Genomic DNA, 21,000 nt, shown 5'->3' with positions numbered 1-21,000 from the left:
CACCGTGACGATAAAAATTGAAAGGAAAGAATTATGACCAGCTCAACAGCTGCGCTTGAAATATCTTTTGGGGAACAGGGTCAGCTTCCCGATGGGCGCTCTTGGCAAGTTGCTGTGGGAGGATATCGTTGCCAGTTAAATGGCGATAACTATTTTCAAATTGAATATGTTCCCGGACAGGAAATAGCAATTTTCATCCTGTCGTCTGGTGAAATTTCGTTAGAAGCGTTAGATCTCTGGTTCGACTGGCTTTTTGCGCTGAATCCAGCATTGCAAAATATGGATATTGTCGATGCGGATACTGTGGTAAGCCGAGTTTCCCGCAGCAATTTTTATCAACGTACAGAGCTCTGGTATCGAGGTAACAATGCCGGTGAGTTTCCCTTGCAATGGGTAGAAAATACGCAGGGAGTTCGCCACCCTCTCCGTGCGGAACCACCTAAAGGGGAAGTTTATCACCGTCATTTCCACACACTGGGAATAGATTTCAGTTTACGTCACCTGGATCCAGAGAAAGATTTGGAGCGCTTTACCAACTGGATGAACCAGGAGCGTGTCGCAAAATTTTGGGAAGAAGAAGGTGATAAAGAAAAGCAGAGACAGTTTATTGACTCTGTTATTCAAGATCCCCATAAGCATCCATTGATCGCCTGTATTGATGGTGAGCCCTTTGCCTATTTTGAAATTTATTGGGCGCTTGAAGATCGTATCGCACCTTACTATGACAGCCAGCCCTTTGATCGCGGTGCACATATGTTGGTTGGCGACCAACGCTTCCTGGGAGGCCGTTTTGCTCAGGCTTGGTTTAATGGTGTTACCCATTTTATGTTTCTGGATGACGCTCGCACAGAAACTTTGGTTGGAGAGCCGCGCGCAGATAATCGCGCATTGCTTAAATACATCAACGGCACTTTTGGCTGGAAAAAAGTTAAAGAATTTGATTTCCCCCACAAAAGAGCTGCTTTGATTATGTGCAAGCGAGACGAATTCTTTCAGAGTATGGGGGGAATATGAGCGGCGATAAATATTGGAAGCAGGCGAATAGAAACCTGCTGGTGAAATCGCTGGCTGAGCTTTGTTATGAACAGGCTCTGACGGCAAAGTTAGAAACGGGTGCCCGTTACTTTGTGGAACTTGCTTCTGGTGTTATCTATCGTTTCCAAGCTCAGTTAACTGTGTGGGATTGGTTATTAATTGATGCAGAAAGTATTGAGCGGGAAGGTGATGGGCAAGTAATACCTGCGGATGACGCAGCACAGTTTTTTATTGATGCTGCTCTGGATCTTGAAGCCTCCCCCAGTACTTTGGGCAATTTATTACACGAACTGGCCAATACCCTGGTTGCGGATGTTACTTTGCTGCAAAAGCGTGAATCGCTCACAGCGCATACCCTAGCCACACTAACTGATGAAAAATTGCAGTGCCTACTGGATGGTCATCCTAAGGCTATGGTGAATAAAGGCCGTATCGGTTGGGGCGCACAAGAGTTTAACGCCTTTGGTACAGAGGCCGCTCAGGGGGTCAGGCTGTTATGGCTTGCTGTGCGCCGGGATCTCGCTGTGAGTGGCAATAGCGACCTGTGGGATTGGCCTCAGCTATTGGCAGAAAGCCTGAGTGAATCACAGCTACAACAGCTGGACGATAAATGCCGTGAGAAAGGGGTTAACTGGCAAGAGTTTTTGCCGTTGCCGGTGCATCCATGGCAATGGCAGCATCATATTAGTCAGCATTATGCACAACAGATTTTTAGTGGTGACTTGGTTTTACTCGGTGAGTTTGGCGATGAATATTTGCCGCAGGTTTCACTACGTACCTTGTCCAACTTGAAGCGCCCGCAGGCTCTCCATGTGAAGTTGCCATTAACGATATTGAATACTTCCTGCTACCGTGGAATTCCAGGCAAGTTTATGCGCTGCGGACCGGCGTTATCTGAATGGATGCAGTTACTCTGTGAGCGTGATGAGCAATTACAATCGCGGGGCACCGGTGTTCTTCAAGAAGTAGCTGGCCTGCATGTACCGCACTTACACCAAGAGTCGATAAAGGGCGCGCCCTATCGTTACCGTGAATTACTGGGAGCTACCTGGAGGCAGAGCCCGGCAAGCTTGTGTGCTGAGGGCGAGCGCCATCTTTTAATGGCCGCGTTATTACAGAAAGATAGCAGCGGCAAGTCTGTAATTTCTGCTCTGATTGAAGCCTCCGGCCTTTCAGTAGAAGCCTGGCTTGAGCAGCTATTCGACGCTACGGTGGTACCTCTTTATCACCTGCTTAGCCGTTATGGCATAGGTTTGGTAGCTCACTCGCAAAACCTAACGCTGGTATTGCGCGACAACAAAGTTGTTCGTGTTCTTCTTAAGGATTTCCAGGGAGATCTGCGTCTCGCCCAGGGTGATTTTCCCGATCGTGCGGACCTGCCGGAATCGGCGGCACAAGTTCTCGATCAATTGCCTGCTAATTACATTATTCACGACCTGTTTACCGGTCACTTTGTCACAGTGCTGCGCTATCTGTCCGCCCAATTAATGACAGAGATTGGTCTAGAGGAAAGGAAATTCTACGGAGTTTTAGCCAAGGTCCTACGCCGATATCAAGAATCCGCACAGCGAGATAATGGCGGTATGGCGGAGCGTTTCCAGCAGTTTAATTTGTTCCGTCCCCATATCGAGCGCGTTTGTATTAATCGCGTGCGCCTGCGTCAAGGTTACGATGACAGCGCTGAACGTCCGGTCCCCATTGTCGGTGGAGACCTGACTAATCCCCTTTGGCTCGCAGAGCAAGAGTCACAACAACACCAACCAGCAACCGCTTCCGCTTTAGAGGCATAATCATGAGCAATTTCCTAGATCTCGCCGGTATCGGAGCCGGTCCTTTTAATTTGGCTGTGGCCGCTCTAATGCGGGACACATCTTTGAGCCATCGCTTTTTTGATGCTAAAGCGGAATTCTCTTGGCATCCTGGTTTAATGTTGCCGGGGGCTATGATGCAGACTTCTTACCTGAAAGACCTGGTAACGCCGGTTGATCCAACCAATCCCTGTAGCTTTATGGCGTACCTGGTAGAAAATAAACGTTTCTATGACTTTCTACACGCAGAACAGCGTACCGTAACCCGTCGCGAGTTTGCCGATTACCTGGCGTGGGCTGCCCGTCGCTTGGATTCTATCCAAATGAGCAGCCGTGTACAGAGCGTGGTGGATAATGGGGATTTTTTTGAGTTGGACGTGCACGGCCCCAATGGTCGCGAACAGGTACTCACCAAAAACTTGTGTGTTGCAGCGGGTAAAAAACCAAATATTCCAGAGTGCAGCCGCCCATTCCTGTCTGATAATTGCTTCCACGCGCTGGAAATTGCCCTGCGTAATCCGGATGTAAGTGGTAAGCGCGTCGCCGTGGTCGGTGGCGGCCAGACTGGTGCGGAAGTGGTTATTAATCTTTTGAGTAAACACTGGGGCCGCCCACAGCAGGTAACCTGGGTATCCCGCCGCAGCAATTATTTGCCATTGGATGAGACCCCCTTCACCAATGATTGGTTTACCCCAGAGTATGTCGATGTGTTCCGTCAGTTGAGCCCTCAGCGTCGTGAGGAAGTGGTTGCAGAGCAGAAGCTGGCTTCTGATGGTATATCTCCTGATACCCTCAAGGAACTTTACCAGTTGTTCTACCGTCTTGTGCACCTGGAAAAGGATGCTGAACGAGTAGCATTATTGCCCAATCGCGAACTGGTGGAGATGTCTCACCGCGGTGACTATCAACTGCAGCTGGAAAATCACTTGCTGGGTGAGGCAGATGGTACTGAGTGGGTTAATGCGGATATCGTTATTCTATGCACTGGCCTGTGTGAGGCTCTACCTCCTTGTCTGGCGCCTTTACAAGAGCGCATTGCACGCGATGCAGAGGGTCGCTTGCTGTTGGATGATGCTTTTGCGGCAAGACTCAGCGGCGATGAGAGTGGTCGACGTTTGTATTTCCTTGGTACTGGCCGGACCAGTCATGGTATTGCGGAGCCACAGCTGAGCTTATCGGCCTGGCGTGCGGCACAGGTAGTGAATGATTTACACGGTAATGCGGTCTATGACAATCAGCAAACCGGCAACTTTATGAAATGGATTACCCCGCAAGCCCAGCAGGCAGCTGTTGCTTAAATAGAGGGAGAAATCATGATCGACCTCCAGGTGTCCACCAATAAGGTCGATCATGGATATACAAGTTTTTGCAATCCTATCTATAGCCGAAATGGCTGCCAGCCTTACTTGGTTACGTCAACAAAAATACCCATGTGGTCAGTGACAGCTGCAGCCATATTGACACCGTCAATATTCACTGCAGTACTCTGTGATAGGTAGTCCACATTTACGATATTGATAGTCGCAGTATTGTAAACCGCTACATCATATTTTTTACTGGCAGTACTATTGGTGCCAGAAAAACTGCGTTGATGGGAATCTGAGGGTGTTACCTCGCTTGCAGGGTGTGCGTCGTGAAAGATCGTATTTGTTGCCCGGCTTATTACTGAAGGAGTAAAACTGTTGCTGCCTTGGTTGGTATCTCCCATCACGAGGTCAATTGCACCGTGGCCCTGTTGCAACAGGTATTTTTTAATATTCTGATAAAACAATGTTGCCTGCCCTTCACTCTTGGCAATGCTATTGGGGACATGCACAAATACAGCATTGACATTGCCTGTTTTCACCGCGATCCAGCCCATACCTGACCCCAGGACTTGGTGTTGGGTAGTTTTTGCGGCATGGACACTAAAACTGTTGCAGGCCTTGCCTGTGGAGCTTGATCCCACCAGCGCTCCGGCATGTTGCTGCATGGAGCTCCATTCGCTATTAGCCCCATCCATTTCACCATATACCAATAGATCGCAAGTTTTTCTTAGCGAGCGATAGAGATGTTGGTGAGTCTGTCGCGCCTTGCCCTCAACCATAGTGAGAAATTGGCTGCTGCTGTGTTGGCCCTTGGCCATATAACCCACAGGTGCCTGGGAGACCAGCTGGGCGGGGCCGTAAAGCGGAGTGTGGGGGTCCAGTCCTTTGGCGGTTGGCATTACCAAAAGCCAGGGACTTTGATTGGCGGCTTGGTGGTTATGGGTAACACGAGTGAAATGCTGGCTGTTGGAAGCACCAATATCATGATTGGTACTAGCGTTTGAATTTATGGATTGATAGGCAAAGGTTGGCATGTCGGTTACTCATTTTTATTGAATCTTCCAATGAATCACGAGGTTTAATACCTTTTGTTAATAATAAAAGCCAGATCTTTTTTGCGATTGTGGTCTTTTAGAGCAGGTGCTTGTTACTGCATTTTGGCGTCAGTTTTATTTTTCTGGCTGTAGTTTTGTAGGGTGATTAAAAGTTTTTATTTGCTCGAATGAATTTTCAGTTGATGCCAGGTGAATTGGTTTTAAATTTCAGTGCTGGAGCAATGAATAAGTTGCCTTATAAATAAATGAATTGCGGATTGGATCAATCAGGATTTCACTTTTATTAAGCATTGTGTCTAATCGATAGGTATTATCAAAGATTAACGAGTCGGATTTGTCAGTCGCTGTTTCTTTATTTTTCTTAATAACTAGTCTATGCCAGCATGGAATAGTGCTAGTCAATACTTGCGTTACTTGTTTTGATAGCGATGAGATATATCCATTTTTCTCCTCTTATTTCCGCTCGGAAATCCCCGTACAAGCGCATAAATATATAGTTAATCTCCGCGTCAAAGCCCGGGTGCTCAAGCCACCTTGTGCAATACTTTTTGGGTACTGAACCATCGGTCTGGTGCATGCAGTGAGCAGGGAGGAAATCTGTAATGCGTTTGAACTCAACCCTTGCACAAGGGCGTTATCATTACAGCTGTGACGGGCGTGAGATGCCTGTTCAAGATAGCTGGCAGTTGGGCTTTGATGCCCTTGGACGCCGCTCTCTGGTCAGCCAGAGACTGGTGGGTGATCGAGGCTTCGGCATAGAGGTCTTTGCGCTGCTAAATAATGGCTTGGTGAGTGAATGCCAAGTGAATTGGCGCGATGAGGTTGATGAGGTTAATGCGCATTATCATTTGTGTTTCCCTGAAGGTCAGCCTCCCCGATTAGGAGATGAAATAGAGGCAAACTGGAGTGGCCCTAACGGCCCTCAAGAGTTGCGTTTGGGGGGAGAAAACCGTCTGCTATTCCCTCTAATGCGCGTTTTTATGGGGCCGCTATTGAAAACACTGGTAAAATACCAAGCGGGTTTGGAAGTGGTTTCTCCAGATATTGTCGACCCCTCCCAGCGAGGAAAACTATTGGCCCCAAGAGTAAGCCATCGCACGGCGCGAATTATGGCGGGTGATCAGGCTAGTCAGCGCTCTCAGGATCTGGGCCCAGATATCAGCGGTTATATTTATCAGGGGGATGAGGCCGAGCGGGATGCGCACTGTTATGTGGATAACCGCAGCCTGCTAGTCGGTTATGATTGGCCTTCCAGTACCGGGCGTTTGTGGCAGGTTCGCCTCAGAGACCTGGAGTGGTCTCCCAGTCTCACCAGTCTCCTTTTTTAATTATTATCTTGATATTGTGTTCACCGGACTTATACCCTGTGAACACAACTGGGTTTATCAGTCTAGTGAATAATGATGATTATTTGACGCATCATTCACTCTGCCGGAGGCTTATAGCCTTTCCAGCCTGGTAAGAATTTCCTCAAAATATCTTTTCTCCCACATTTTGAACTTTTTGTGTCTGATGCACATCGTAGTCAACCGCCGGTAACAGGACTTTGAGAGAGTGCCGGGGGAATTTATACCGCGGGATTTTTTCAGTACCGCAGTGTAAGATTTCGTCACTTATGTGCTAATGGGGGAGCCATTTTGCCTTTATCCAAAACCAATTCGCGCTGGGGTATGCCGCTGGCGGTCATCTTATTTGTGACTTCACAGTTACCGCTTAATGTCGCTTTGGCAAGTATTGATGGTGAGACCGAAATAGAGCTTAAGGAGTTAGACACAACCCCGGAGCAACAACAGGAGCAGTGCTTGCACGAGCAGCTGCTGATTTCCTCCGCCGATACCACACTGAGGGATATTCGCCTGCTCTGTGCCGATCGGGTGAGAGCCCAGCTTGGTCTGGAGGAGGATTTCTTCGAAGTCGACCCTGTGGTGGAGGAGTACTCTGAGGAATTGCCTACGGATGAGGTCTTACTTGGTGGCCGGGCCCAGGCCATTCGCGATGCCGCCAGCAACCCCTTTACACTTGCCTCCCACAAGACCAACTACATATTGCCATTTACCTATAACCCAACTCCTGAGAAGGGTGGGCTATCGGATTACGAAGGCGAAGGGAAAGACCTTGATAATATCGAGGTGCAATTCCAGTTATCAGTACAAGTACCGGTATGGCGGGGTTTTCTTGGCAGCGCTTCATTTATGAGCGTGGCTTACACCAACCGGAGTTTTTGGCAAGCCTATAACTCTGATAACTCGGCACCATTTCGTGAGACCAACCACGAGCCAGAGCTGATTCTCACCTGGCTCAATAACTGGAGCCTGTTTGGCTGGCAGAATGTCGCTAACCAGATCGCTTTCAACCACCAGTCCAATGGACGCAGCGAACCTTTCTCCCGAAGTTGGAATCGGGTATATGCCAACTTTATTTTTGAGCGGGATAATTTCTCGATTGGTATAAAGCCCTGGTATCGTCTCAAGGAGGATCGTGAGGATGATGACAATCCGGATATAGAGCATTATTTAGGACATTTTGAGCTGGGTGGCCGCTACCGCGATGGCGATCACACCATAGCCGTTATGGTGCGCAATAACCTGCGCTCGGAAAATCACGGTGCGTTTGAACTGACCTGGGGTTTTCCCCTGGGTGACCGGGTGGATGGCTACATTCGCTACTTTAATGGTTACGGAGAAAGCCTGATCGATTACGATGAGTCAGTGCAGACTCTTGGCTTCGGCTTCACCCTGGCACAGGGGTTCTAACTCCTATTGGGCAAAGATTCAGGGATGGAATCGATGGGATTTGAAGATAGCTACCGGCTCAGTGCGCATGCGGTGATTACCAATGACTCTGGTGAGGTCCTGCAGCTGCTGGCGACCTATGCCAACCGCAGTTGGGGGTTACCCGGTGGTGCACTCGATCCCGGAGAGACCATTCACGAGGCTCTGCGGCGGGAGTGTCATGAAGAGTTAGGGCGTGAAGTGCGTATCGAATACTTGAGCGGCGTCTATTACCATAAGATCTACAACTCTCATGCATTCATATTCCGCGCCCACTTTACCGACAGAAGACATATCACCCTCTCTAGTGAGCACTCAGAGGTAGCTTATTTTCCCCTTGAGCGCCTCTCCGAAGTGCAACGGCAGAGGGTCAGGGACTGCCTCGAATTCGACGGCGTTGTTCGCAGCGCAAAGTTCTAACTTTACCCCCTTCTTTGGCAATAGATCTGGTCGGTCAGCACGCTTTTGGCGATTTTCGCCAAAAGCACTGACATCGCGGAATTCCCCGGTCCGCTCCATTAATATTTGCGTCCTGGTTTTTTACCCAAGAACTCCAGATTCTCCGCTTTTGCCGGGGGACTAAATAAAAGTTAATAAAATCAAATAGTTGAATAATTAAGGCAGCGGCCCTCAGCAAGTTGCGGGCTATGCTGGTGGATAAGAATATGGGTTTGGAAATGAAGATGCCTGAACTGGGCAACCTGAAGCACAGCGTACAGAAGCTGGAATGCCATGTCGCGCTAGTGAGCGCAGACAGCAAATTAGCGGGAGACTGGGTTAGCGCCCTCAATAACACCGCGACTCTGCATGAAAACCCCTTTGGCCTGGTGTTTGAGGCGGTGTTACCGGCAGATGTGGAACAACTGGCACTGGAGGAGTCTCGTCTTCAGGCGATTATCGTAGATGGTGGCACCGATACACAGGGGTTGGAAGCTGCCGATCTGCTTGCTGACCAGATACATGCACTTCGTTCTCAACTCAATATTTTTTTGGTGGCACAAAGTGATGTCGCCGGTGGTACTCCTCTTGCCGGTAAGAGTGGGGTCAAGTCACTGACCAACCTGCGCCGCCGCTTTGACGAGTTGTTTGATCGCCGAGAGGGCAATTTCAACCATATGTTCCGCCTGGTACAGGCGTTTATTGCCCGCCGCGCCTCCACGCCTTTTGCCGATACCCTGAAGGAATATGTATTCTCCGCACGTGACGCTTGGCATACTCCTGGTCACTCCGGTGGCGACAGCCTGCGCAACAGCCCCTGGGTAGGGGACTTTTACCGTTTTATGGGCGAGCATGTATTCAATACGGATTTGTCTGTTTCCGTACAGATACTCGACAGCCTGCTGGAACCGCACTCGGTAATTCAGGAAGCACAGGATCTTGCCGCCCAGGCGTTTGGTTCGCGCCATACCTTTTTCCTGACCAATGGCACTTCTACTGCTAACAAGGTAGTGATTCAGCAGATACTCGGTGGCGGCGGCAAGATTATCGTCGACCAGGCCTGCCACAAATCGGTTCACCATGCGATAGTGATGAATCGCTGTGAGCCGGTTTATCTGAAGTCGGTACTGCACCCTGAATTCGGCATTTATGGCCCGGTGAAGCGCTCGGATATCGAGGCGGCGCTTGATGAACATAGCGATGCGCGCTTATTGGTTATCACTTCCTGTACCTACGATGGTCTGCGCTACGATTTGAAACCTATTATCGATTATGCCCATGAGCGCGGTGTCAAGGTGCTGGTCGATGAGGCCTGGTTTGCCCACGGTTTCTTCCATCCAGAGCTGCGCCCGACCGCGCTCGAGTGTGGCGCCGACTATGTGACCCAGAGTACCCATAAGATGTTGTCGGCTTTCTCCCAGGCCAGCATGATTCATGTGCAGGACCCGGACTTCGACGAATTCCGTTTCCGCGAAAACCTGAACATGCATGCGTCTACCAGCCCGCAATACGCCATGATCGCCAGTCTCGATGTGGCGCGTAAGCAAATGGCGATGGAGGGTTATGGACGTCTCAAGCAGTGTCTGCAGATGGTGGAAACCCTTCGCCGTGCAGTCAATGAAACCGGAGTATTCCGAGCCCTGACCCGCGACGACCTGATTGCTGAGCCTCTAGCGGGTGACAATATCGGCCTGGACCCCACCAAGGTAACCATCGATATTTCCCGCAGCGGTTACTCGGGCAACGAGATGCAGATCAAGCTGTTTGATCAATACGGTATTCAAGTGGAAAAGACCACCTACAATACCATCACAGTACTGGTAACCCTGGGCAGTACTGAGAGTAAATTGTTGCGCTTGATTCATGCGCTGAAGCAGCTGGCGGGGAATACTCACAAGCGTATTCATGTCGGTACTCCGCGCCGCCTGCCTGAGTTTACCCGCTTCACCTGTCTGCCGGCGGATGCCTACTTTGCCGATACGGAAGAGTTGCCGTTGATGGACAATGGGGTGGACGCTACACAGAATCTTATCGGTCGCACCAGCGCCGATGAGATAGTGCCTTATCCGCCGGGCATCCCTGTTCTGGTACCTGGCCAGGAGATTTCTGAGCAGATAGTGCAGTACTTGCAGCAGTTGTTGCAGGGGCAGAATACTACGGAGATTCACGGCCTGATTTTCCGCTCAGATGAACCTATGCTGCGTGTAGTCAAGGAAGTCGCTGAGAAATCAGAAAACAAAGACAAAAAGTCCGGCGGCAAAAAGGCAAAATAAAGCCACACGAGCTATCCGGCATGGAGGCCGGTATGTTTGATCAACCAAGGATGGTATTACTGGCTGGTGCCTCGGGCGGTTTGGCTCGCGCGATCGGCGCCGAAATCGTTCGGCGCTATCCCGATATTACTTTGGTGACTTTGAGCCGTGGTACAGTAGATCGGGTACCTGGACACGCCGGCGAGCGTCGTCACCTGACAGTCTCTCTCGCGGACGAGCACTCTATCAGGGCTGTCGAGACTTTCCTTTCTGAATTTTCCTCTCCGCCTGACTGGGTAATTAACTGTTGTGGATTGTTGCACGATGAATTCCATGGCCCGGAAAAATCTCTAGCGCAATGTGAGGATGATTGGTTGATACAGTCTATGCGTATCAACCTCCTTACTCATATGCATCTGGCCCAGGCGCTGGATAGAAAATTACAACGCAAGCAGCCGCTGTTATGGGTATCCCTGTCTGCCAAGGTGGGTAGTATCGGCGATAATGAGTTGGGGGGCTGGTATAGCTATCGTATCAGCAAGGCGTCACTCAATATGTTGGTAAAAAACCTGTCTATTGAATGGGGGCGCCGATTGGAAAACAGTTGTGTGGTGGCCATTCATCCGGGCACTACGGATACAGCACTTTCCAAACCCTTCCAGGGTAATCTGGCGCCGGGAAAATTATACAGCCCGGCACTGAGTGCCCGGCGTATTGTGGATGTACTACAACAACTGGCGCCCGCCGATAGTGGTAATCTGTTTTTTTGGGATGGTAGCCGTTTGCCCTGGTAGTGAATCAGGGGGTCATCAAGCCTGGCCAGGTTTCATTATCTGTTGTTCTCGGATACCCACTGTATGCTTGATCAGATGTGATGGAGTAGCGTATATAGCGCTGGTTTTTGAGGAAAAAATATGCACGAAATGTGTTCCATTGGTGGGCTGCGGTAATCTCCGTAGCATAAGGACCGAGTCCTGGCCAATTGCTGTCATTGATAGGTTGGGGGTAGCCGCTGTCAAGTTGGTCTTCTTCCAGGTCGTAGCGTAAATAATTCCCGTCTTTGAGAAAGAAATAAACTTTGCTATTAGGCCATTTCAGGACAGCGCGAATTCTTGTCGCGTAGGTAGCCAAACCTGGCCAAGTAATGTTGTCCACCAATTTGGGATAGCCGGAATCGACCCGATCTTCATTGAGGTCATAGCGCAGGTAACGCCCGTCATTTAAGAAGAAATAGCCTTTGTCACTGTTGGCTTTAAATGCAGCAACAATCAGGTGGGCATAGTCGCCCAAGCCAGGCCATGTACTGTTATTGGTTGTGCGCGGATAACCGCTAGAGGCTTTGTCCAGGGTTTTATTGTAGCGTACATATTGATCGTCACCGCGAAAATAGTAAGCACGTGCACTGCCCCAGTCCAGGCCAGCAGTAATTTCCAGGGCCGATTTACGCAAAGCAACTGGGGTATCGTTATGTACGAATACATAGTCCAGGACTCCCTGTGCTTCTGTATAGTCGGTCCAGCTTTGTGAGCTAGCGTCGACGACATCAATGAACTGGTCATTCTGGTGAATCTCCACGGGTCCGCTATCTATGGAATACCATTTAATTGTCTTATTGTCAGCAGCCATCATTTTACGTATTCCAGGGCTGCCAATCAGTGGGTTACCATCCAGCTTCCAATTCGTTTGCAGCTCAATATCCATAAAACGCAACACCGTTGGTGCAATGGAGGTTTGGGCTGCATAGCCATAAATTCCATTGAAATCTCCATTGTGGATATCTCCAATAAACTCGCTGTGCTCAGCATTTAACGGCAAATTACTGCCAATAAAAATTGTTTTCTCGCTGGCAGTTTGTGCCCCATGCCCGCAGCCGCGAGAATCACGGCCGTGGTCTGTAGTTACAAGCACTAACCATTCTTCACCTTTTGCAATACGTGTATCTACGGCATCTAACAGAGCGCCCAGCTGAGTGTCGCTTGTGCGAATGCTTTCGTTATAGTGATTGCCAAAACAGGAGCTGTGACCGACACCATCGGGGTCATCCAGGTGCAGGAAAAGGAAATCCACATGACCTGAGGATATTTCCTGCACGCCGCGTGTGGTGATATCCGCATCGGAAAGGCCACTTAAAACCAGGTTAGCCTGTGCCAGGTCGGTAGTAAAAAAGTTGGTATTTATAGGGCTCCAATGGGATATGCTGCCCACCCAAAGGCTATTATCAGCCTCCTTTATCCGTTTGAACAAACTGGGGAATTCTGCATTTGCCAGGCCTGAGTCATTGGACGTGACTTTGTGCTTGTTAACCCAAACTCCTGTAAGGATAGTGGACCAGCCGGGGCCACTTTTAGTGTCCTGTTGACTTTGAGAGCCACTGATACCACCGGTATAAGCCTTGTGTAGAATTAATCGATCATAATTGGGGGTGTCTATATCCTTGAGCTTTTCGTACTGCAGCCCATCAACGCCAATTAGAAGTACCTTTTTATTATTCTGGGCAAAAACGAATTGGTTACTGGAAACAAACGAAATTAACAACAGGCAGGAGATAAGTGTCTTCATATCGAATATCCCGTATTTTCAATGATTTTCTGGTCTAGACCAGTAATGGTAGAATAGACGATAGCTATTAAATCCCAATGAAGGGACTTTTACAGCGATACTGCAAAGAAAAGACAGCTATTTAAAAGCTAACAACTAACCAATCTCCCTCATTAAAATTAAAGAGCAAGGAATTTTTTAGGTGCGGTAAAAAATAAGTACTATCTAGTGGCTACTTCCATTTCTATGGCGTGGGGTAGCCAGTATTCAATATTGTAATCAATCAGATATTCAGCAGAATCATAGCGAAGTCTTAAGATTCTCAGGCCTGGAGCACCAGCGTGTATACCCAATGGCTCTGCATATTGCAACTCCAGGTTCGCAACCTGAATATTACAGCGCTCGTGAGTGATATTTACCCTATAATTATCTTGCAATATTTCGGTAATAGATCCGGATAAATCGAAGTCAGATAATTCAGGAAAACACTCTGATGAGAGATAACTCTCTTCTACCATGACTGGCCTTTGGTCCAGGTAGCGGATTCTTCGGATTTCAAAGTACCTGGTACTTTTAGTGGCGTTAAAGGCGGAATAAATATTGTGTCTTACGGTCAGCTTACGGACCCCAAGTACTTTGGTGGTTGCTCTAAAACCCTGTTGTCGGGCCATGGAGTTGAAATTTACCTTTTGTGTCGGGTTCATCACAAATCGATTTGGTGCAACAAACCAGCCTCTGCGATTTTGTCGGTACACCAGTCCCTCACCTTCAAGACGGTTTAAACCATCTCGTAAAGTAATACGTGTGACTTGCAGCTGCTCCGCCAGCTCGCGCTCAGCGGGCAGCTTGTGATTGGCGGCCAGGCGACCATTACCGATCAACAATTGGATATGTGATTTAATTTCTACGTAACTGGAGGACACAGTATTTCTCTTGGGTTTGACTGAAACTCGGTCTTAAGCCTGGGCTACCAAACTGGTATTCCTGAAGTTTGATAGCCTATCAGGGGCGTTGTCCAAGAGCCAGTCGGCGATTGATATCGACCAGTACGGGTTCAAGCTTATTGATATCGTCTATCAAATAATGAGCGCCGCAATTCTCAAGTTTTTGATAAGCGCCAATACTGTGATTTCTTTTTTCTTCCTCCGAGAGTGCTTGCCAACTTCCCAGGGATAATCCCGAAGCATTTCCTGAAATTACCACTGCAACTGTCCACATGCCGGCATTGCGCCCCTCATGAATGCCTGCGGCGGTATCATCAATCTTGACACATTGGTTGACAGACGGGATTTCCATTTCAATGACGTTCTTTAATGCAGCTGCGGGTCCTGGTCTTGCGCCCACAGCTTCATCTGCTGCAATAACACAGTCGGGCTCTAGGCCTTGTTGTTGAGCTTTTGCCAGCATGCCTTCAATCATTATGCGACTGTAACCTGTGGTGCTACCAATACGTATATTACGCTCACGCAAGCGGACAAATAGTTTGTCGGCTCCGGGTATTATTTGGCTGTGCCTATCGATTTCCTGAATCTGTATCGGGGCCAGACGGCGATATAGTCCGTCTATATCAGATTCCTGGGATGGGCGCCCATGAACCACTTGCCAGGCAGTTTGAATGGAATTTTGTTGTAGCATCTGGCGAATATGTTCTTTCTTCTCAGTACCCATTGGAATACGGGTTTGCTCTTCACTGACCGTAACTCCAGCCTCAGCAAAAATTTGCATAAACGCTTGTAAAGGGGCGCGGGAGCCAAAATCTACTAAGGTTCCGGCCCAGTCGAGGATAGCAGCTTTAAGTTGCAGTGGTTCCATGGATTATCTCCTTTTTGGTAATTGATAAGGGAGTTGAGCGGTAAAATATCTATCGACTAAGTACCTTTGAGCAGATCTTTAGCCAGTGATCCAAAGGAGCTACGGCTAAACCAGGCACTTTTCCTGAATCATCCCACTCGCGCAGACGTAGAGCATCCTCGGCGAATGGGGTATTAAGAAAATTATCTTTTTCTTTATCTGTCATTCTTTTTCCTTGTTTTTTTAGGGTTTTGTGGCTTGCTGCGGATAGCCGTGTCTCATAAATGTTATCTGTACTCATTAAAAATCTTTTAGCTTGAACATGTAGGGCGATAGGCTTTGTGACTGTATTGGGAAAACCCCACCTTTCGAGTAAATCTGCACCTATTAGGTCATGTGCACTGTAGCCTTCAGTATCCGTCCCGGGTATTTTTTCCTTTATAGCGTGGAGATGGCCGATATCATGAAGAAACGCTGCAACAGTCATTTCACCGGAGATACCAGAGTGTTCCGCCAGGGTGGCACACTGGGTAGCATGCTGTAGCTGCGTGCATTTTTCTCCAAGTGTTAAATTCCCGTACTGCAAAAATAACTGTTTAATTTTATCGACAACATTAGCTCTCATCGATTAAGCACTCATCTAGAGGGATCTTGTCCAAAATACCTTTCACCACCCGTTCCATTAATGCTGGTCCGGTTGTCATACCTTTTCCTCCAATACCGGTTATTAAATGAATATTTTCTGTTGCGGATTTTAGGAGTACGCCTTGGCTACTTTCCTGGCTGTAATAGCCATTCCAAATCCTGGCAACATTTAAATAGGGTAGATTAAGGATACGCTTGGCTTCGGCTAACATCAGTGAGTTGATTTCCTGACATATTTCATAGTCCAAACTGCCTGAGTCCTGGGCAGTGAAGTACTCATGAGAATCGCCAATGATGATGCTGCCATCGGCAGATTGTCGAAACAGAAGGTGGATACCAAATTTTCCATAGCTTGGATCAATATGAGGCTTCGGTAGATTTTTATAATTAGGGCAACTTTTAAATGCTTCATAGCGGCGTATTGTCAGACCTGTAAGCAGGTTCCCTGGTATTTTGACTCCCTTGATTTTTTGGGTGCGCAACATCTGCAATTTACTAAGCTGTAGTTGTTCTGTTTGTAATAAGTGCGGAAATAAATGACTAAGTTGGTGGCCACAACAAATCATTACCTGTTCTGAAATAAAAGACTCACCTGTTGAGCAGCGAAGCTGGACCCCATTTTTGACTTCCTCTACGGCTATTACCGGAGTTGCCTTCTTAAAATGTAAATTTTTCGTGTCTTCAAGTAGTTTCCAAAAATACTTCATTAGCAGGGAGCTTTCGGCACTCATTTCCTGTGGATAGTAGAGGCCACCATGGCAGTAACTCTGCTTTAGTAAATTAATTTTCTTGTGACACTGCGTCGAGGTAAGAAGCTTGGAAACGTAGTTAGTCTCACGATTAATCTCATGCATTTCCTCTAGTAGATTGGCCTCTTCTAAAGAAGAAGCCACGTAGAGAGAGCCATTCTGCCAGAGTGCGTCCGGCATTATTGTCGCCAACTCGCCATAAAGTTCCAGCGATCGTCGCCCCAGATTTCGCCATAGTTTTAGATTCATACCAGATGGTACTACTTGGCCAAAATTGCGTACCGTGGCTCCGTGAGGCTTAGTGCTGGCTTCAATTAACAGTACTTTTTTTCCGGATTTGAGTGCATGGTAAGCAGCAAAACTGCCTAATATCCCGGCACCGACAATGGCAATATCAAATTTCATAACTGCTCTATAGCCTTTTTTACACTGGAGAAGTAATAAGCCTCAACCGTGAAGAAGAATTACGGTGCAAGCGGCGAAAGAAAAGAAGTGAGAGCAGCATTAACAAAATACATGCAAAACCAGTAGCATAGGAAAGTTGCTGAGTAAACTGTAACCAGTTTAGGTTTGGTTGCGCGAAAGTCTTATAGAGCATGACACTAATGCTGCCGATATAACCCGCACTATCTGCCAGATAAATCACAAATCCTGCGTTACCTAGGCTCTTGGTGCAGGCGACCAGACGTTCAAATAATAAACAGTTAAATGGAACATAGCCTATATAGAGCCCGATATTGATCCCAATCATCCAGGCAGCCCCGGATACAATATCTAACTCAAATGCGAGAGTTGAAGTTATGCAGATTGCTCCCCCAGCCGTGACTAATAGCTGGTTTAGCTGCAATGCGCGATAGTTGTTACGTACAAAAATAAGTAGCGCCAGGGATGCTAAAACTATCAATGCCACGGGTAGAGTGCTGGTAAGGAAGATCTGGGGTGCTTGACCATGACCCAAAGCTTGCCAAAGCTCTGCAGCGAAATTATCAGAGAAGTCACGAAATGCCGTTAGGAATACATAAGCGATGATTAAAGCCAACAATCCCAGATTCGTTTCGTTGACGAAAGTCCAACGCATTTCATTCGTCATTGGTACTCTTTGTTTTCGTGCACGGATGTCTGCTTGGTTGGGTTGGGGAATTCTACTGAGTGTAAATGTCGATAGAATCAGTGCAGGTAGAAATAATAAGCCCACGGTTGCAGGCATCCAGATTTCCGGCACTTTCCATTCCAGCATTAGATATGCGGCTACTGCTTTTACGGCTCCTGAAGAGACGATTAAGCTAACACATAAAATGGTGCCTAGTGCTTCAGTAAGACGACGCCCCTCTAAATAGCTGAATACTAGTCCCCACACCATTCCAAGTGGGAGACCATTAAAAAAAAGCATGACAACATTATAAGGAGTGGGGATCAATGCGAATGCTATCAAGGCCAGATGACTGAAAAGAATTAGAATTACCAGCATTCTTCCCCGCTGCAATGGCCGTAACTCTGAGACAACCTTAATCCCGATAATTTTTGAAAACGCATAACCCAGTACTTGGGAAATTATAAGTGCGGTTTTAAAGTCTAGAGTGAATTCCCAGCCGGAAATGTTGGCGTAAGATGCTGCTGCAAAGGGCTTGCGGAAAGCATACATACAAAAATAAGTGAAGAATGCAGCAACTCCGGAAAAGAGTAGCAAGAAAAGCTCACTGTTGAAATCTTCACTGGAATCAGATTCCTGTTTTTTACCGGTTTTTTCCATTTTATCGATAGCTGCCATTTGGTCTAGACCAGATTTTAGGTGCTTATGATTGCGTTTTTGTGACAGTCTTTTTTTAAGTTCAATAACCATTCCAGATGGTAAAAATTTTTCATTTATATATTCGCAGGGAATATTCACACACCTGTTATACAAACGTCATAGCGGCAATTTAGGATTCTGGTCTAGTCCAGATTTATGTTGATGATCGAGCAAGTTAATTTGTGTCGATAAAAATTTGCCAATCATTTTTTGATTGATACAGGGGAAGTAAAATGATTTATGTCAAATTATTGCCTGCAACGATTGCTCTGCTGGTGGGACAAGTAAATTACGCTCATGCACAAGAAAGTAGTAAGCAGAGTGTCCAGGATGATAGCGAAATAGAAGAGATTGTTGTGCTTGGACGAATGTTTGAGACAGAGTTACGTTCCCTGGAGTTACAGAGGGAATCCAACCGGATTGTTAATGTGGTATCGGCAGATGGTATAGGAAAGTTACCGGATCGTAACGCCGCAGAGGCAGTTCAAAGAGTCGCAGGCGTATCTATCGAGCGTGACCAGGGGGAAGGACGGTTTGTGGCTGTGCGTGGCCTCCCGTCCCAATGGAGTTCTTCTAGCCTTAATGGTCATCGTTTGCCATCTGCAGAAGAGGAAACTACCAGCAGGGCTACGGCGTTTGATTTCTTTCCATCGGAGCTGATTGAACGTATTGAGGTCTCTAAGTCTGTTACCGCGGATCAGGAAGGTGACTCTATTGGCGGCAATGTTAATTTTGTGACTCGTACAGCCCCTGAAGAACGCACTTTGGATATATCCCTATCTGGTGGCTATGCGGATAAAGCCGACGGTGATATTAAATCCATGAGCATTCTTTATGGGGATAGAAGTGAAGGTGGTAAATGGGGATTTTTGGCCAATGTAACTGGTTGGAGCAGGGATTGGGCAACAGATAACTACGAGCCCCGCCGTAAAGGGGAGGGAATATATCGATTGGAACTGCGGGATTATACCGGAACCAGAGATACCCTGGGGTTAAACCTTGCTACTGAATACCGATTGGAAGAAGGAGGTAAGATTTTTGCTCGTGGTTTGTATGGGACATTAGAAGATGAGGAGACACATTACAAGTACAGGTTGCGGTTCGATAAAGATAGAATGGAACTTCAGCATATCCACAATACTTTGATAACACGTATGCAAGGTGTTGAAGTTGGTGGAGAGCACTTTTTTGGTGATGATAAGCAGCTGAATTGGAATTTAGCCAGCTATGATAATGAATTCCGCTATGGGAATACACCCAATAAAGATGATCGCTCTTATTTTGTAATGCGTTTTGATCAAACGGAAGTAGGTTATGTTGGTCTGGATGATGATGGGCTGGCTTACAACCAAATCGATGGTGGTACTGACCCAGCAGAAAATATACCCACTCACCTCCCGGATGGTTTTGTAATGGACCCAAGCCAGTCCAGCCTATCTTGGGTTGAACTATATAAAGTGTATGTCAACGAAAAGGATAAAGTGGTAGCCACTTTTGACTTTTCTTCCCAGTTTTCCAGTGAGCTGGAGTTAAAGTTCGGTATGAAATATCGGGACAAGGAACGGGTGTCTGAATTCTCCGATGCATTTTACAGTTGGGATGAGGAAAACTATGGGCCTGCCCCAGCTCTCTCTGACTTTACCTTGTCTGATCAGCCTGGCAGAAATGATTTCCTATCAGAGTTGGATATCAACTATGACTCCCAATTCTCTCAGGTTGCTTCAATGTCTCAATTGGAGAATTTTTGGAACCAAAACCGGGATAAATTCATTTTGATTCCCGAAGAATCAGCTCTAGTTGAAAATGGAGGGGCTCTTGGGCGAAATTTTGAGCTAACAGAGAGGCACCTATCGGCTTATGGTATGGGTAATTATGAGCTTTCAGATAGAGCCATTCTTGTAATGGGTTTACGACTCACTCAGACCCAAACGAAGGTGGAAAGCCAGGTATTTGTTAACGATGAAGCTAATAACGGCTATTTGGTGCCGTTTAATGGTGATAAAGAGTATTTATCCATTCTACCATCGGCACATCTAAAATATGCGCTCACAGAGGATAGCAATATCAGGCTCGCGCTGACCAGAACCTTTGCCAGGCCGGACTTTGGTGACCTGAATCCGGGAGGGTACTATGCCGAGCACGATAATGAGTTTATAGGAGGTAATCCAGATCTTGATCCTACTTACTCTTGGAATCTGGATTTGATGTATGAGTACTACTTTGATGACTCGGGGATTTTATCTGCTGGTTTATTTTATAAAGATATTACAGATCCAATTTTTAAAGATGTAAAAGAAGGTGAATACAATGGGGTGTCAGGAGTCGATATTTATAGTCCGGAAAATGGTGAAGATGCGTGGCTGAGGGGATTGGAATTTAATCTGGTGCGAAAAATGGATTTCCTTCCCGGATTTCTTTCAAATATTGGGTTATCGACAAATTTAACTATGATGGATTCAGAAATGCGTATTCCGGGCCGTGATGGTGTAGTGCCGATTTCCCGTCAAGCTGATTTATTACATAATCTCTCTATCTATTATGATGATGGTACCTTCTCCATTCGCCTAGCTCAAAACCATAAGGGGGAGTATATTGAAGAGCATGGTAGCAATAAAAATGAAGACCAGTACTACGGTGCTTACACAAGCCTGGATATGAGTGCAAATTATACGATTGGGGACAATTTAGTTATTTTTGCTGAGGCCTTAAACCTTACGAATGAACCTTTAACTTATTATATTGGTAATAAAGATAGGCCAAAGCAAGTTGAGTATTATGGGGTTCGTGGTCAACTGGGCTTTCGTTATAGTTTTTTTTAGCTG

16 protein-coding genes are annotated in these 21,000 nt (G+C 47.2%); 9 read left to right on the top strand and 7 right to left on the bottom strand.

The window, feature by feature from the left end; all coding sequences use genetic code 11:
* Positions 1-33: 33 nt before the first annotated feature.
* From ACJJIO_RS05285 to ACJJIO_RS05275, 3 genes are read left to right on the top strand one after another with little or no spacing between them, the layout of a single operon-like run.
* Complete coding sequence (locus ACJJIO_RS05285; protein WP_444910350.1) at positions 34-1,014, top strand: GNAT family N-acetyltransferase; 981 nt, start codon at positions 34-36, stop codon at positions 1,012-1,014.
* Entirely contained in the window at positions 1,011-2,825 is a 1,815-nt protein-coding gene (locus ACJJIO_RS05280) for an IucA/IucC family protein (RefSeq protein WP_444910349.1), read from the top strand. Before ACJJIO_RS05285 ends, ACJJIO_RS05280 begins: the two co-directional genes overlap by 4 nt.
* Before the next feature lie 2 nt (positions 2,826-2,827).
* Entirely contained in the window at positions 2,828-4,141 is a 1,314-nt protein-coding gene (locus ACJJIO_RS05275; protein ID WP_444910348.1) for a lysine N(6)-hydroxylase/L-ornithine N(5)-oxygenase family protein, read from the top strand.
* Positions 4,142-4,245: 104 nt separating this feature from the next.
* Here the strand turns inward: ACJJIO_RS05275 and ACJJIO_RS05270 are convergent, their stop codons facing one another.
* Complete coding sequence (locus tag ACJJIO_RS05270) at positions 4,246-5,184, bottom strand: hypothetical protein (RefSeq protein ID WP_444910347.1); 939 nt, start codon at positions 5,182-5,184, stop codon at positions 4,246-4,248.
* A gap of 623 nt (positions 5,185-5,807) precedes the next feature.
* Between ACJJIO_RS05270 and ACJJIO_RS05265 the strand changes: the two genes are divergently transcribed.
* The 5 genes from ACJJIO_RS05265 (at position 5,808) to ACJJIO_RS05245 (ending at position 11,460) form a co-directional block, all read left to right on the top strand.
* On the top strand, positions 5,808-6,533 hold the full coding sequence (locus tag ACJJIO_RS05265) for a hypothetical protein (protein WP_444910346.1): 726 nt from the start codon (positions 5,808-5,810) through the stop codon (positions 6,531-6,533).
* A 309-nt stretch (positions 6,534-6,842) separates the two neighbouring features.
* Positions 6,843-7,958, top strand: a complete 1,116-nt coding sequence (locus ACJJIO_RS05260) for a phospholipase A (protein WP_252083095.1) — start codon at positions 6,843-6,845, stop codon at positions 7,956-7,958.
* A gap of 24 nt (positions 7,959-7,982) precedes the next feature.
* Positions 7,983-8,396, top strand: a complete 414-nt coding sequence (locus ACJJIO_RS05255; protein ID WP_444910345.1) for an NUDIX hydrolase — start codon at positions 7,983-7,985, stop codon at positions 8,394-8,396.
* A 263-nt stretch (positions 8,397-8,659) separates the two neighbouring features.
* Positions 8,660-10,687: an aminotransferase class I/II-fold pyridoxal phosphate-dependent enzyme gene (locus ACJJIO_RS05250; RefSeq protein ID WP_444910344.1), complete on the top strand. Its 2,028-nt coding sequence runs from the start codon at positions 8,660-8,662 to the stop codon at positions 10,685-10,687.
* 32 nt (positions 10,688-10,719) lie between these two features.
* Positions 10,720-11,460, top strand: coding sequence for an SDR family NAD(P)-dependent oxidoreductase (locus tag ACJJIO_RS05245; RefSeq protein ID WP_444889568.1), 741 nt, complete (start codon positions 10,720-10,722; stop codon positions 11,458-11,460).
* A gap of 4 nt (positions 11,461-11,464) precedes the next feature.
* Here the strand turns inward: ACJJIO_RS05245 and ACJJIO_RS05240 are convergent, their stop codons facing one another.
* From ACJJIO_RS05240 to ACJJIO_RS05215, 6 genes are all read right to left on the bottom strand, one after another.
* The gene (locus ACJJIO_RS05240) at positions 11,465-13,225 is read right to left on the bottom strand and encodes a hemopexin repeat-containing protein (RefSeq protein ID WP_444910343.1); all 1,761 of its coding nucleotides are present in this window, start codon (positions 13,223-13,225) and stop codon (positions 11,465-11,467) included.
* Positions 13,226-13,425: 200 nt separating this feature from the next.
* Positions 13,426-14,127 (bottom strand): UTRA domain-containing protein, encoded by a 702-nt coding sequence (locus tag ACJJIO_RS05235; RefSeq protein WP_444910342.1) that lies wholly within the window; start codon positions 14,125-14,127, stop codon positions 13,426-13,428.
* A gap of 79 nt (positions 14,128-14,206) precedes the next feature.
* Positions 14,207-15,016, bottom strand: a complete 810-nt coding sequence (phnX, locus tag ACJJIO_RS05230) for a phosphonoacetaldehyde hydrolase (protein WP_444910341.1) — start codon at positions 15,014-15,016, stop codon at positions 14,207-14,209.
* Positions 15,017-15,065: 49 nt separating this feature from the next.
* Positions 15,066-15,620: an HD domain-containing protein gene (locus ACJJIO_RS05225; RefSeq protein ID WP_252083088.1), complete on the bottom strand. Its 555-nt coding sequence runs from the start codon at positions 15,618-15,620 to the stop codon at positions 15,066-15,068.
* Positions 15,610-16,794, bottom strand: coding sequence for a TIGR03364 family FAD-dependent oxidoreductase (locus ACJJIO_RS05220; protein WP_444910340.1), 1,185 nt, complete (start codon positions 16,792-16,794; stop codon positions 15,610-15,612). Before ACJJIO_RS05220 ends, ACJJIO_RS05225 begins: the two co-directional genes overlap by 11 nt.
* 19 nt (positions 16,795-16,813) lie before the next feature.
* Entirely contained in the window at positions 16,814-18,277 is a 1,464-nt protein-coding gene (locus ACJJIO_RS05215; protein ID WP_444910339.1) for a DUF5690 family protein, read from the bottom strand.
* A gap of 134 nt (positions 18,278-18,411) precedes the next feature.
* Between ACJJIO_RS05215 and ACJJIO_RS05210 the strand changes: the two genes are divergently transcribed.
* The gene (locus tag ACJJIO_RS05210; protein ID WP_444910338.1) at positions 18,412-20,997 is read left to right on the top strand and encodes a TonB-dependent receptor; all 2,586 of its coding nucleotides are present in this window, start codon (positions 18,412-18,414) and stop codon (positions 20,995-20,997) included.
* The last annotated feature ends 3 nt before the right edge of the window (positions 20,998-21,000 follow it).

This window comes from Microbulbifer mixtoriginis (SeqCode) (assembly GCF_052467235.1).
Note: the sequence above shows the minus strand (reverse complement) of the source record. Positions and strands in the feature narration are given on the sequence as shown.

Excerpts from the sequence above, each read along its gene's own strand:
- ACJJIO_RS05285 (WP_444910350.1), top strand. The coding sequence starts at position 34 with ATGACCAGCTCAACAGCTGCGCTTGAAATATCTTTTGGGGAACAGGGT.
- ACJJIO_RS05220 (WP_444910340.1), bottom strand. The coding sequence starts at position 16,794 with ATGAAATTTGATATTGCCATTGTCGGTGCCGGGATATTAGGCAGTTTT.
- ACJJIO_RS05245 (WP_444889568.1), top strand. The coding sequence starts at position 10,720 with ATGTTTGATCAACCAAGGATGGTATTACTGGCTGGTGCCTCGGGCGGT.
- ACJJIO_RS05270 (WP_444910347.1), bottom strand. The coding sequence starts at position 5,184 with ATGCCAACCTTTGCCTATCAATCCATAAATTCAAACGCTAGTACCAAT.
- ACJJIO_RS05275 (WP_444910348.1), top strand. The coding sequence starts at position 2,828 with ATGAGCAATTTCCTAGATCTCGCCGGTATCGGAGCCGGTCCTTTTAAT.
- ACJJIO_RS05255 (WP_444910345.1), top strand. The coding sequence starts at position 7,983 with ATGGAATCGATGGGATTTGAAGATAGCTACCGGCTCAGTGCGCATGCG.
- ACJJIO_RS05210 (WP_444910338.1), top strand. The coding sequence starts at position 18,412 with ATGATTTATGTCAAATTATTGCCTGCAACGATTGCTCTGCTGGTGGGA.
- ACJJIO_RS05250 (WP_444910344.1), top strand. The coding sequence starts at position 8,660 with ATGCCTGAACTGGGCAACCTGAAGCACAGCGTACAGAAGCTGGAATGC.
- ACJJIO_RS05265 (WP_444910346.1), top strand. The coding sequence starts at position 5,808 with ATGCGTTTGAACTCAACCCTTGCACAAGGGCGTTATCATTACAGCTGT.
- phnX (WP_444910341.1), bottom strand. The coding sequence starts at position 15,016 with ATGGAACCACTGCAACTTAAAGCTGCTATCCTCGACTGGGCCGGAACC.
- ACJJIO_RS05240 (WP_444910343.1), bottom strand. The coding sequence starts at position 13,225 with ATGAAGACACTTATCTCCTGCCTGTTGTTAATTTCGTTTGTTTCCAGT.
- ACJJIO_RS05225 (WP_252083088.1), bottom strand. The coding sequence starts at position 15,620 with ATGAGAGCTAATGTTGTCGATAAAATTAAACAGTTATTTTTGCAGTAC.
- ACJJIO_RS05280 (WP_444910349.1), top strand. The coding sequence starts at position 1,011 with ATGAGCGGCGATAAATATTGGAAGCAGGCGAATAGAAACCTGCTGGTG.